Raw genomic sequence first — 13,023 nt, forward strand, 5'->3', positions numbered from 1 at the left:
TCAACTTTCCCGGTAGTGGCCCCCCTGCGGGCCGTGATGTGAATATGACTGACCACGAACTCATGTGGCGGATCGCTGGCGGGTCGGGCGACGGCATCGCGTCGACCAGCCAGAACTTCGCCAAGGCCCTGATGCGAGCGGGGCTCCACGTCTTTACGCATCGACACTATCCGTCGCGGATTCGCGGCGGCCACACGTACACCGAGGTGCGTGCCAAGTCGGAACCGGTACAGTCCCGCGGCGACGGCTTCAACTGCCTCCTCGCGCTCGGGGACTCCTTCGCCCGCAACCCCCAGGAGGACGCCTACTACGGGGACGAGGAGATCAAGCCGCTGTCGGAGAACCTCGACGAACTCAACGAGGGGGGCGTCATCGTCTACGACACCGGCCTGCTCGACAGCGAGGACATCCCCGACTTCGAGCAGCGAGTCGAGGAGAACGACTGGCACGTCTACCCGATCAACCTTCGCGAGATCGCCCGGGACCACGGACGGGAGGTCATGCGGAACACCGCCGGCGTCGGGGCGACCGCCGCCCTCCTCGGCATCGACCTCGAGTATTTCGAGCAACTGATGGCCGAGTCGATGCCCGAGGACATCCTCGAACCCAACAAGGAGATCCTCCACTACACCCACGACATGGTGGAAGAGGAGTTCGAGTTCACCCACGACCTCCGCGTTCCCGAGGGGAGTCACGACGAGGAACAGGTGCTCCTGTCGGGCAGCGACTCCATCGCCTACGGCGCCCTCGACGAGGGCTGTCGGTTCATCGCGGGCTACCCGATGACGCCGTGGACCGAGGTGTTCACCATCATGTCCCAGGCGCTGCCGGAGGTCGGCGGCGTCTCCGAACAGGTCGAAGACGAGATCGCGGCCGCGGCGCTCGCGCTCGGCGCCTCCCACGCCGGCGTCAAGGCGATGTCCGGCTCCTCCGGCGGCGGGTTCGCGCTGATGTCCGAACCGCTCGGCCTCGCGGAGATGTCCGAGACGCCGGTCGTCCTCGTGGAGGCGATGCGCGCCGGTCCCTCGACCGGGCTACCGACCAAGCCCGAACAGGCCGACCTCGAACACGTCCTCTACACGAGCCAGGGTGACTCCAACCGGGTCGTGCTGGCGCCGGGGACGGTCTCCGAGGCCTACGAACAGTCACGGCTCGCCTTCCGAATCGCGTACGGGTACAACATCCCGGTCATCCTGCTCTACGACCAGAAGCTCGGGGGCGAGCTGATGAACGTGCCCGCGAGCCACTTCGACCGCGAGCCCAACCCCGACCTGGGCGCCGTCACCACGGAGGAGGAGTTGGAGGACGCGCCCCACGGGCCGGGCGGGAAGTTCTACCGCTACCGCTACGACGCCGAGGACGGCGTCAGTCCGCGGTCCATCCCGGGACAGAAGGGCGGACACTTCCTCGTCACCGGCAACGAACACAATCAGGCCGGCCACATCGACGAGGACCCCACCAACCGCGTCACGCAGATGGAGCGCCGGATGTCGAAGGTCGAGGCCGTTCGCGAGTTCCTCGACGACAGGGACACCCAGACGTACATGGGTCCGGACGACGCCGAGTACGGCCTGATCACCTTCGGGAGCCAGCAGGGGACCGTCGAGGAGGCAGTCGCCCGCCTCAACGACGCCGGCCACTCGGTGCGCGGCATCGGCGTCAGCGACATGATGCCCTACCCCGAGGAGGAGATGACCGAGTTCCTGGAGAGCGTCGACGAGGCGCTGGTCGTCGAGATGAACGCCTCCGGGCAGTTCCGAGGGCTCACCCAGAAGGAACTCGGCCGCTTCGGCGACAAACTCTCCAGCCTCCTGAAGTACAACGGCGAACCGTTCGAACCCGCGGAGATCGTACAGGGCTTCGAAGCGAGCATCCAGGGGCAGGACGTCCCCGACCAGCAGACGACCTACGTCCCGGCGGCAGGTGACTAACCATGAGTGCATTCTCAGCCATCGGCGAAGAGCGCGAAATCGACCGCGAAGAGTTCACACCCACCCTCGAACCACAGGCGACGTGGTGTCCGGGCTGTGGCGACTTCGGCGTGCTGAAGGCGCTGAAGCAGGCCATGCCCGAAGTCGGCCGCAACCCCGACGAGGTGTTGCTCGTCACCGGCATCGGCTGTTCGGGCAAGCTCAACAGTTACTTCGAGAGCTACGGCTACCACTCGATCCACGGGCGCTCGCTGCCCATCGCCCGGGCGGCGAAGCTCGCCAACCCCGAACTCGAAGTGATCGCGGCCGGGGGCGACGGCGACGGCTACGGGATCGGTGGCAACCACTTCATGCACACCGCCCGCGAGAACCACGACATGACCTACATCGTCTTCGACAACGAGATCTTCGGCCTGACGAAGGGGCAGACCTCGCCCACGTCGCCGAAGGGCCACAAGTCGAAGACCCAGCCCCACGGCAGCGCCAAGGACCCCATCCGCCCGCTGTCGCTGGCGCTCACCTCCGGCGCGTCCTACGTCGCCCGGACGGCGGCGGTCAACCCCAACCAGGCGAAAGAGATCCTCGTCGAGGCGATGCAACACGACGGCTTCGCCCACGTGGACTTCCTCACCCAGTGTCCGACCTGGAACAAGGACGCCCGGCAGTACGTCCCCTACACGGACATCAACGACGCCGACGAGTACGACCACGATCCGACCGACCGGAGCGCGGCCCAGGAGATGGCCAGCGAGGCCGAGCAGTCGCTCTACGAGGGTGAGGTGCTCACCGGCCGGTTCTACGTCGACTCGGACCGGCCCTCCTACTCCGAGGAGAAGCAGGCCATCGGCGAGATGCCCGAGGACCCCCTCGCCGAGCGGTACTTCGACGACGACTACGAGTGGGAGCGGTCCCACGACCTGCTGCTCGACCGGCACAAGTAGGGCTCCGGAACCCTCCGGATCCGATCCGCGAACGCGTTTTCGTCTTCGCAACATATTTTTTCCGTGGACCGAAAGGGATCCTCATGGGAACCACCGCTACGGAACGTCGCATTCTCTCCGTCCTCGAGGAGGACGCACAGGCGTCCTACGGGGAGATAGCGGACCGTGCCGGCGTCTCGAAGCCGACGGTCCGAAAGTACATCCAGCAGATGGAGGAGGAGGGCGTCATCGTCGGCTACTCGGCCGAGGTCGATCCGAAGAAACTCTCGGGGCAGTCCATCGCCATCGTCGGCATCGAAGTCGAGAGCGAGCGCTACGTCGAGGTGACGCGCGCGCTGAAGGCGATGGAGGCCGTCGAGGCGCTGTACACCTCCTCCGGGGACCACATGCTGATGGCGGAGGTTCGGGCGCCGGACGGCGACGCTCTCGGGGACGTGATCAGCGACGACATCCGCGACATCGAGGGCGTGACGGCGACGCATCCCTCCTTCCTGCAGGAACGACTGAAGTAAATTGCCTCGGGGTCAAGCCCCGAGGCTTTCGCGTGGACTCCCGTTCTATGCCTCACCCGAGGCAGGAGGGTTATACTCCCCACTCACGTTCAGCGTCCCGCGATTCAAGCGCACATCTACGGGTGCGCCTCCGTCGTCTGCGTTTTGCCGACGGCGGAGATACTGCAATCCGACGTTTTTTGCCGCATTGTAGTCGGCGTGGTTCTTGTACCCGCACTGTCGACACTCGAACGACTCCCCGTTACGGTTATGATCGTGGGTGAATCCACACGTCGAACAACGCTTCGACGTATTCCGAGGGTCAACCTGCACGACTTCGATACCGTGTTCTTCGGCCTTGTATTCGACGTACTCGGAGAGGCGTCGGAACGCCCAAACGTGTTGCCACGTCGCCCCGGGGATATTCTCCCGAATGTGGGTCAAGTCCTCAAACACAATGTGCGAACAGTCGTTCTCGACAGCGTCCTCGATAAGCTCGTTCGCCACCGTGTGCAGGTATATCTCGAACCTCCCGTCCTCTTTCTGCCCGACTGATTCGATGGTTTCGTGGGCGTAGCGAGACCCACACTGCTGGAGCGATGCACGGCGTTTCTCGTACTCTCGTCGCCAGTGGTTGAACTCGTCTGCCGACCAGAACCGCCCCGTCGAAGCAACGGCCAGGTTGTTCACGCCCAAATCCACACCAAGGACTGTTCTGTGCGTGGATTCGGATTCAGACGCTTCCTCGTCTGCTTCGACGTTCCGCATCGAGGCGTGCAAGTACCAGTCGCCGTCTCGGTACTGTAAGTGAGCCATCCGAAACTCGAAATCCTCGTCGGAGACGTACTTGGTTGGCGGTGTCTCCGAGTCGTCGGGAAGGATGTAATCGCACTCAACACGCCCGTCTACTGTGGAGAGCGATACGCGGTCACGGTGGAACGTCGCACTTCGCTTGTCATAGACCGCGCTGTCCGCTGAGAAGTATGGTCGTGACGTGCGCTCTCCTCGTTGAGGCGCTCGACGCCGCTTTTGACGGCTTCGACGGCACGCCTGATCCCTTTCTGGACGAGGTTGGCAGTAAGGTCGGTTTCGTCGCGGAGTTGGTCGTACAGAGCGCGTTCGGCTTTGGCTTTGGAGGTGACGTGGTGTCCGTCGTCGCCGTGCCAACACCACTCGCTTGCGGTGTTGGCGCAGTGTTTGAACTGCTCGACAGTCTCACGGAGGAGCGAATCGACCCCTTCGGGTATGTCGAGTTTGATGACGGCGGTACGGCGGTATTCCACTGTATTTTCACATATATGGTTGTGGTTTCTTATACAACGGGGAGTCGAGCAGCCACTGTAGTGTGAATTGCGTCATTGAGTGTCGGCTTCCTCCCCGACCTCAAGGGTCGGGGCATCCGCCTCGTCCCGCCTGTGAATCCACGGCGACGGCACGCCCGACGGGCGGAATCTTGAGGATGCTCCGCGACCGACGGTGACCATGTCCGACGGGGGGACGCTTCCCAGCGTGACCGACGACGGCGAGCCCCGCATCGTCTGTCACGTCGATATCGACTGCTTCTACGCCTCCTGTGAGCGCCTGCGCGATCCGGCCCTGCGCGGCGAACCCGTCGTGGTGGGGATGGGCTACGAATCCGGCGAACCGCACGGCGCCGTCGCCACGGCGAGTTACGAGGCCCGGGAGTTCGGCGTCGAGAGCGCCCAACCCATCTCACAGGCGCTGGAACGGCTCCCGCGGATGGCGACGGCCCGCGACGACCCCGACCTCGATACGGCTGCGGCGGGGTACTACCGCCCGGTCGACCTGGAGTACTACCGCGAGGTGGCCGCGGAGATCAAGGGTATCCTGCGGGAGTGTGCCGACCGGCTTCGGGAGGTGAGTGTCGACGAGGCGTACCTCGACGTGACCGAGCGGACCGCGTGGACCGTCGTCAACGGCCGACCGCTCGCCGAGGGGTACGCCCGCCACGTCAAGGAACGGATCGCCCGCGAGGTGGGCGTGCCCGCGAGCGTGGGCGTCGCGCCCAACATGAGCGCCGCGAAGGTGGCGAGCGACCACGACAAGCCGGACGGCCTCGTCGTCGTCGAACCCGGCGAAGTGCGGGACTTTTTCGCCCCGCTGCCCGTCTCGGCGGTCCACGGCGTCGGCCCGGTGACGGCGCGGGAACTGGGCGAGATGGGCGTCGAGACGGCCGGCGACCTCGCGGCCGCCGACCCCACAACCATCGAGGAGCGGTTCGGGGAGCGCGGGGTGACGCTCCACGAGCGAGCGCGCGGGCACGACGACCGGGAAGTGACGCCGAAGGGGCGGCCAAAGAGCCTCTCCCGGGAGTCGGCGTTCACCGAGGCGACCGACGACGCCGACCGGCAACGCGAGACGGTGGCGGGGCTGGCGGCGGACGTGGCCGACCGGGCCGAGGGGAAGGGCGCACTCTACCGCACCATCGGCATCAAGGCGGTGACGCCGCCGTACGACGTGAACACGCGCGAGCGGTCGCTGCCGGGACCGGTGGCCGACCCGGACCTCGTGCGGGAGGTGGCGCTCGACCTCCTGGCGGAGTTCGCGGGCGAACCGGTCCGCAAGCTCGGGGTTCGGGTGTCGAACCTCCAGTTCGCGGCGGCCGAGCAGGCGAGCCTCGACGGCTGGAACCGGGGCGAGGGCGCGGAGACGGCCGACCGCGAGGACGCCGACGACGCGTCGCCCGGACAGTCCTCGCTCGGGGACTTCGATCGGGGCGAGTGACCGTCGGTGCGCGTCCGATCGCAGTATGGCGTCCGATCGGACGCGGACGCGGGGTCGGTCGCCACGATGGCATCGGACGCCCGTCTGACGCGGAACTATGGGGGACGGGACCCTCTCACGCACCGATGACGGAGACGGAAACCATCACGGTCGCGGACGTGAGCGAGGGCCCGGGCGGCGACGCCGACGCCGATCCGGGGACGCCGGTCTCGCTCCCGGTGGTGGAACTGCTCACCGGCCGGGGGTTCGTCACGGGGAAGTCGGGGTCGGGGAAGTCGAACACCGCGTCGGTGCTCGTGGAGAACCTCCTGGAGAACAACTTTCCGGTGCTCGTGGTCGACACGGACGGCGAGTACTACGGCCTGAAAGAGGAGTTCGAACTCCTGCACGCGGGCGCGGACGACGAGTGTGACATCCAGGTCAGCCCGGAACACGCCGAGAAGATCGCGTCGCTGGCGCTGGAGGGGAACGTCCCCATCATCCTCGACGTCTCGGGGTACCTCGACGACGACGAGGCGAAGGAACTCCTGCTCTCGGTCGCGCGCCACCTGTTCGCCAAGGAGAAGAAACTGAAGAAGCCGTTCCTGATGCTCGTCGAGGAGGTCCACGAGTACATCCCGGAGGGCGGCGGCCTCGACGAGACGGGGAAGATGCTCATCAAGATCGGCAAGCGGGGCCGGAAACACGGCCTCGGCATCGTCGGCATCAGCCAGCGCCCCGCCGACGTGAAGAAGGACTTCATCACGCAGTGCGACTGGCTGGTGTGGCACCGGCTGACGTGGAACAACGACACGAACGTGGTGAGTCGGATCATCGACGCCGAGCACGCGAACGCCGTCGAGGACCTGGGCGACGGCGAGGCGTTCCTGATGACGGACTGGAGCGAGTCGGTGCGGCGGGTGCAGTTCCACCGCAAGCGCACCTTCGACGCGGGGGCGACGCCCGGCCTCGACGACTTCGAGCGCCCGGAACTCAAGTCGATCAGCGACGACCTGGTGGCGGACCTCCGCGAGATCAGCGACGAACAGGAGCGCCGGGAGAGCGAACTCGCCGACCTGCGACAGGAGGTGGAGAAAAAGGAGCAGCGCATCCGCGAACTGGAGGCGGAACTGGAGGAGGCCCGCGACCTCTCGCGGATGGCCGACAAGTTCGCACAGGCGATGCTCCGGAAGGCCGAGGCGCCGTACCGCGGCGGCGAGGGCCGGAACCGCTCCCGGCCGATGCCGTCGGACCAGGCGGAACTGGGGGCGTACGAACCGGACGACGACGGGGCCGAGGACGACCGGAGCGCCGCCGAGGCGGCGGACGCGCCGACCGACGACGGGGGGAGCGAGGCGTTCCCGAGGATCGAGCCGAACGACTGGCCGACGCCCGGGCCGGTGGCGATCAGGGGCGACGACGGGGACGGGAGCGGCGAGGAGGAGTCGGCGACCGGTGACGCGACGGTCGACGACACGGCGCCCGACGACACGGCGCCCGACGACGCGACGGCCGACGACACGGCGACCGACGACGCGCCGGACGGGCAGACGGACGTGACCTTCGACGCCGGAGGCGCGCCTCCCGAGGCCGCGAGCGCCGACGCGGACGACGACGGGGCGGTCGACGACGGGGCGGCCGACGACGACGGAGCGGCCGCCGAACCCGGAACCCGCGAGGCGGTGGTCGCCCGACTGCGGCGGACGGTTCAGGACCTGCCGGACCTCTCGCGGGCGATGCTCGCCCACTACCGCGAGGCCGGGCGAGCCGACCCGGTCGACGCCCACGTCGCGGCGGGCGGGACGCCGAAGAGCACGCTCGCCTACGGCCGGAACCGGCCGCTCCGCCGGGCGGGGCTGATCGAACACGTCGACCGGGAGACCTACCGGTACGCCCTCCCCGACCGGGTGGCCGAACGCTTCGACGGACACCTCGACGACGACGCCCTCGCGTCGATGACGCGATCGGTCGAGCGCGCGTTCGTCGACGAGGCGACGCTCTCGGGCGAGTCGCTCGGCGCGAGCGCCGACGGCGGTGCCGACGCCGACGACCCGGGGCACGTTCCGACCGAGGAGCGGCCGGACGTGGAGGTCGTGTCGGACGACGACGCCGTGCAACCGGACGACGGGTTCGTCGCCGAGGACGCGGCGATCATCGACGACGGGACGGAGGACGGGGCGGCCGACGCCGAGGACGACGAACGCGAGTCGAAGCAGGATGCCACGGACGCGGGCGACGGCGAGGGGAGCGCGACGCCCGCCGAGAGCGACACCGGCGGCGTGGAGATCCTCTAGCCCGCGGATCGGCGGCCACGACCGCCGATCCGCTACAGTGAACCCTATCGCACCCCCGACACCAGGTCCGCCAACGCCGCCCGCGGATCGGCGGCCTTCGCGACGCCGCTGGCGAGGAGGACACCCTCCGCGCCGAGGTCGGCGGCCGCCGCCAGGTCGTCGCCGGTCGAGACGCCCGCACCGCAGTAGACGGCCACGTCGGGGTCGACGGCGTCGGCGGCGGCGACGGCTCCCTCGACGACATCGGGGTCGGCGGTGGCGACGGAGACGTCCCCGCCGATGAGTTCCGGCGGTTCGACCGCCACGGCGTCGGGGCCGAGCGAGGCCGCGGCGGACACCTGTCCGGGGTTGTTGGCGCAGACGACCGTCTCCAGGCCGGCGCGGTCGGCGGCCGCGAGGGCGCCGTCGATGTCCGCGAGTTTCAGGCGGCGCTCGGAGTGGTTGAGCAGCGTGCCAGTCGCGCCGGCGTCGACCACGGCCTCGGCCAGCGCGTGGCCGGTGTGGCTGCCGTGGTCGACGGGGGCGACGTGCTGGGCCCACGTCTCGACGCCCGTCTCGGCGACGCGCTCCACGTGAGCGGCCTGCGGGGCGACGGCGATGCGGACGCCGGACTCCTCGGCCACCGCGTGGGCCGCCTCGGCGACGGCGACCGGGTCACAGGGGTACGCCTTCAGGTTGACGAGGACGAACATACCCGCCATGGGGAGGGCGCCGGTGAAAAAACGTGGCTATCCGTCGTCCGCGATGGCGTCGGCGATGCCCTCCACCGCCTCGATCGGCACGTCGTACTCCTCGGCGAGCGACTGGGCCCGCGCGGCGGAGAGGGCCGGCCGGTCGGCGTGGTGGTCGTGGACCGGGTCGGGCCGGCCGTCGCGCACCTCCAGGTTCACCGCGTCCCAGCGGGTGTAGTGGCCCATGGCGTCGAAGTAGGCCTTGGTGGCGCGGCGCTCGTCGCGGTCGAACTCGGCGGTCAGCAGCGTCTCCTCCCCCACCGCCGGGCCGGCCTTCACGATCCCCGCGGGGTTGACGAGCATGCTTCCCCCGTTGCCGACGCCGAAACCGATCTCCCCCTCCTCGAACCCCTCGGGGACGTCGTCGCTCATGTAGGCGGAACACGAGGCGACGAAGGACTGGGTCTCGAAGGCGTACTCCCGGACCGCGGGGTAGATGTCGCAGGTGTCGCGGGCGTCGGCGGACTCGGCGCGGGTCTTGTCGCCGGGGTGGCCGTGTTGCTCCCAGAAGCCCGGCCAGACGGCCGCGTGTATCTCCTCGCCGTCCGCACACAGCGCCGCCTTCGAGAGGGTCATGTGGTTCTCGTAGCAGACCAGTCCGCCGAGTCGCCCCACGTCGGTGTCGTGGGTGGTGAGGTGGGCGGGGTCGCCCCGGCCCCAGATGCTCCGCTCGTCGTGGGTGGGCATGAGCTTCCGGTGTCGGCGGACGAGTTCGCCCGATCTGTCGAAGAAAAACAGCGAGTTGTAGAGCGTCTCGCTCCCCCGGCGGTCGTCCACCTCGTTCGTCCCGAGGACGAGGTGGAGGTCGGCGTCGGCGACGGCCTCGCCGACGATCGAGACGGCGTCGTCGTCGACGTGGAGGCTGTTCGCGCCGAGGTCGACCATCAGGTCGGTCCACCGGGCGATGGAGGTGCTGCGCCGCCAGTAGGGGTAGCCGGGGAAGTACGTCTCGGGGAAGACGAGGACGTCGACGCCGCGGTCGCCGGCGCGCTCGATCCACCGGCAGGTCTTCGCGAGGGTGCCCTCGGCGTCGTGATACTCCGGTTCGATCTGTGCGGCACCGAGCGTGAACGTCTCGGCCACGTCACGGGACATGGTCGGGGGGACGGCCCCGACCGACATAACGCCCTAGTCCTTTCGCTTGACCACGTCGCCGAGGGTCGTCGTCGTCGAGGAGCCACCGGACCACTCGGCGTCACCGTCGCCGCCGCCCTCGGAGAGCGAGATGTCGAGTTCCCGCTCGAGTTTCCGCTGTACCTCGTCGCTGGGGAGCACGTCGCCCCGTTCGAGTTTGCGGATGAGGCTCGCCTTCTCGTTGAGTTCCTTCGCCAGGTCCTCCTGGCTCAGGCCGCGTTCCTCGCGGGCCGACCGGATGCGGTCGTCGTAGTCCGTGGCGAGTTCCTCCATGTCGTCGAACATGTCCCGGCGGCGGGTCGAGCCGCCACCGCTCGAACTCGATCCGCCGGACGACGAGGACGACGACGATGACGACGAGGACGACGAGGTGGAGTACTTCGTCGAGGTGGAACTCTCCGACTCGGTCCGCACCTCGGTCCCGAAGTCCGTGCAGTCGTCACAGAGGTCCAGTTCCGCCCCTTCGACTTTCGTCGTCGTGAGGGATGAGCTCTCGGCACCGCACATTTCACACTGGGGCATACCCCTCCGTAGCGGACGCCGGGGGATAAAAGGTGCGCCCCCGGCACCCGACACGCGGTCAGGAGAGGTCGCGCCAGGCGCCCCAGAACCGCTGGAGCGCCGTCAGATGCCCAACGACGGCGAAGAAGGCGAGCAGCCAGCCGACGACCGAGAGGGGGCCGAGGGGTCGGGAGACGGCCGCGGCGACGACGCCCGTGATCCCCACGAGGGCGAGGCGGTCCGCGCGCCCCACGAGGCCGCCGTACTCCCGGCCGAGCCCGACGGCCTGGATCTGCGTGCCGAGGTAGGAGGTCATCAGGACGCCGGTGACCGCGAGGAGGCCGAGGTCGTAGCGGGAGACGCCGGCCGCGAGGCCGACCACGAGGACGACGTCGGCGTAGCGGTCGAGGACGTGATCCAGCAGGTCGCCGGCCCGCGAGTCGACGTTCTGCGTGCGGGCGAGCGCGCCGTCCAGCAGGTCCAGCCAGCCGTTCGCGAGGACACAGAGCGCCCCGAGGAGGTAGCCGAGCGGGGTCGCGAGGTAGAAGCCCGCGGCGGCCGCGAGCGCGAACCCGAAGGCGATCACGCTGACGCCGTCGGGCGTGAGGCCGATCCGGTCGGCCGCGGCCACCATCGGATCGAGGGCGAGTTCGGCCACCGGGCGCAGGCGGTCGAGGGTCATAGGTACTCGAGGAAGTCGACGTCGCCGGCGCTCGGCTCTCGGTCGCCGGCGATCACCGCCTCGATGTCCGCGGCCACCTCGGCGGGCGTCCGCCCGGTCGTGTCGATCTCGTAGACGTTTCCCGTGCCGTGGCGGTCCACCGCTTCGGAGAGAATCACGTCGAGCGCCTCGCTCTCGGCGTTCTCGGCCGCCTTCTCCTCGCTCGCGCCGCGTTCGCGCAGGCGGTCTTCGAGCACGTCGGGCCGGCACCGGAGGACGACCACCCGGTCGGCGTCGAGGTGGTGAGCGAGGTGGGACTCGGCGACGCCGGACCAGTCGCCGACCGCCTCGCGGACGGCCTCCAGGTCGGCGACCAGCGAGTCGCGCTCCTCGTCGCGCTCGGTCCAGAGGCCCGCCTCCCGAACGAGTTCGTTGAGGTGGACGACCGGGCCGTCGAGCAGGGTCGTCGCCGTCGTCTTGCCGGTGCCGGGGGTGCCGGTGACGGCGACCCGCAGGTCGTCGCTCACGCGCGCACCTCCGCCAGGACGTCGTTGATGGTCTCGACGGCCCGAGGCGTGGTCTCTCGGGTGCCACACGAGACGCGAACGCACTCCGGAAGGCCGAAACTGGAGCAGTCGCGGACGATGACGCCCCGGCGCTGGGTGGCGTCGGCGACGGCGGACGCGTCGCCGACCTCCGCGAGGACGAAGTTGCCGCCGCTCTCCCAGGTCGGCGCGTCGAGTTCGTCGCGGAGGTAGGCACGCGCCCAGCGGGCCGTCTCGACGGTCCGTTCGAGGTGGTCGTCGTCGTCGAGGGCGGCCAGCGCGGCCCGACAGCCCACCTCGCTGGCGGCGAAGGGGGTGTTGACGCGGGCGTAGGCGTCCGCCCACGACTCGGGCACGACGCCGTAGCCGACGCGCAGGCCGGCGAGGCCGTAGGCCTTCGAGAACGTCCGCGTGACCGCGAGGTTGTCGTACTCGTCGAGCAGGTCGACGGCCGACGGCGCCTCGGTGTACTCGGCGTAGGCCTCGTCGACGACGAGGAGCGTGTGGTCGTCGACCGACGCGGCGAGTTCGCGGATCGCCGGCCGCGAGAACTCGGCACCGGTCGGGTTGTGGGGCGTCGTGAGGTAGACGATCCGCTCGCCGTCGTAGGCGTCGAGGACGGTGGCGGGCGTCTGGGCGAAGTCGTCGGCCTTCGACAGCGGGTAAGTGGCCACCTCGCCGTGGTGATAGCGGGCGCTCATGCGGTAGTAGGAGAAGCCGGGGTCGGGCGCGAGCACCCGGTCGCCCGGGTCGAGGAAGGCCCGGGAGAGGTAATCGAGAGCGCCGTCGGCACCCGGCGTCACCCAGACCTGTTCGGGGGCGACGTCCCAGCGATCGGCGAGTTTCTCGCCGAGGTCCGTGTGGGAGGCCTTGGGGTAGACGCCGACCCGGGGCGCCGTCTCGCGGATGGCCTCGACGGCCGCCGGACTCGGGCCGTGCGGGTTCTCGTTCGAGGAGAGTTTCGTGAGGTCGTCGGGGTCCATCCCCAACTCGCGGGCGACCTCCTCCGCGCCGCGGCCGGGGACGTACGGCGAGAGTCCCGAGAGATCCCGTGGTTGCATGGTCGGAGG

Annotated in this window: 11 protein-coding genes and 1 pseudogene; 5 read left to right on the plus strand and 7 right to left on the minus strand. The window is 69.0% G+C overall.

Annotated features, from left to right (window positions below; all coding sequences use genetic code 11):
• Window positions 1-44 precede the first annotated feature (44 nt).
• The 3 genes from NBT67_RS06015 (at window position 45) to lrpA1 (ending at window position 3,384) form a co-directional block, all read left to right on the plus strand.
• Entirely contained in the window at window positions 45-1,931 is a 1,887-nt protein-coding gene (locus NBT67_RS06015) for a 2-oxoacid:acceptor oxidoreductase subunit alpha (protein ID WP_251343925.1), read from the plus strand.
• Between the two features lie 2 nt (window positions 1,932-1,933).
• A complete protein-coding gene (locus NBT67_RS06020; protein WP_251343926.1) occupies window positions 1,934-2,872 on the plus strand; it encodes a thiamine pyrophosphate-dependent enzyme in 939 nt (312 codons plus the stop codon).
• Window positions 2,873-2,955: 83 nt separating this feature from the next.
• On the plus strand, window positions 2,956-3,384 hold the full coding sequence (lrpA1, locus tag NBT67_RS06025; RefSeq protein WP_251343927.1) for an HTH-type transcriptional regulator LrpA1: 429 nt from the start codon (window positions 2,956-2,958) through the stop codon (window positions 3,382-3,384).
• A 45-nt stretch (window positions 3,385-3,429) separates the two neighbouring features.
• Here the strand turns inward: lrpA1 and NBT67_RS06030 are convergent.
• Window positions 3,430-4,646, minus strand: a pseudogene (locus NBT67_RS06030) (RNA-guided endonuclease InsQ/TnpB family protein).
• Between the two features lie 199 nt (window positions 4,647-4,845).
• Between NBT67_RS06030 and dinB the strand changes: the two are divergent.
• Window positions 4,846-6,108: a DNA polymerase IV gene (dinB, locus tag NBT67_RS06035; RefSeq protein ID WP_251343928.1), complete on the plus strand. Its 1,263-nt coding sequence runs from the start codon at window positions 4,846-4,848 to the stop codon at window positions 6,106-6,108.
• 125 nt (window positions 6,109-6,233) lie between these two features.
• Window positions 6,234-8,381: an ATP-binding protein gene (locus NBT67_RS06040; RefSeq protein ID WP_251343929.1), complete on the plus strand. Its 2,148-nt coding sequence runs from the start codon at window positions 6,234-6,236 to the stop codon at window positions 8,379-8,381.
• Window positions 8,382-8,425: 44 nt separating this feature from the next.
• On the opposite strand, the gene tpiA is transcribed toward NBT67_RS06040, so the two are convergent.
• The 6 genes from tpiA to hisC are packed head-to-tail and all read right to left on the minus strand — an operon-like array spanning window position 8,426 to window position 13,014.
• Window positions 8,426-9,073 carry a triose-phosphate isomerase gene (gene tpiA, locus NBT67_RS06045; RefSeq protein ID WP_251343930.1) on the minus strand — a complete coding sequence of 216 codons (648 nt, stop codon included), beginning with the start codon at window positions 9,071-9,073 and terminating at the stop codon, window positions 8,426-8,428.
• A gap of 36 nt (window positions 9,074-9,109) precedes the next feature.
• On the minus strand, window positions 9,110-10,207 hold the full coding sequence (locus NBT67_RS06050) for a carbon-nitrogen hydrolase family protein (RefSeq protein WP_251343932.1): 1,098 nt from the start codon (window positions 10,205-10,207) through the stop codon (window positions 9,110-9,112).
• Window positions 10,208-10,240: 33 nt separating this feature from the next.
• Window positions 10,241-10,768, minus strand: coding sequence for a multiprotein bridging factor aMBF1 (locus NBT67_RS06055; protein WP_251343934.1), 528 nt, complete (start codon window positions 10,766-10,768; stop codon window positions 10,241-10,243).
• A 58-nt stretch (window positions 10,769-10,826) separates the two neighbouring features.
• On the minus strand, window positions 10,827-11,429 hold the full coding sequence (locus NBT67_RS06060; protein WP_251343935.1) for a CDP-alcohol phosphatidyltransferase family protein: 603 nt from the start codon (window positions 11,427-11,429) through the stop codon (window positions 10,827-10,829).
• Window positions 11,426-11,923, minus strand: coding sequence for an adenylate kinase family protein (locus NBT67_RS06065; protein WP_251344351.1), 498 nt, complete (start codon window positions 11,921-11,923; stop codon window positions 11,426-11,428). Before NBT67_RS06065 ends, NBT67_RS06060 begins: the two co-directional genes overlap by 4 nt.
• 8 nt (window positions 11,924-11,931) lie before the next feature.
• A complete protein-coding gene (gene hisC / locus NBT67_RS06070) occupies window positions 11,932-13,014 on the minus strand; it encodes a histidinol-phosphate transaminase (protein ID WP_251343936.1) in 1,083 nt (360 codons plus the stop codon).
• Between the last annotated feature and the right edge of the window lie 9 nt (window positions 13,015-13,023).

The organism is Haloplanus sp. GDY1 (assembly GCF_023703775.1).
Lineage (GTDB): Archaea > Halobacteriota > Halobacteria > Halobacteriales > Haloferacaceae > Haloplanus > Haloplanus halophilus.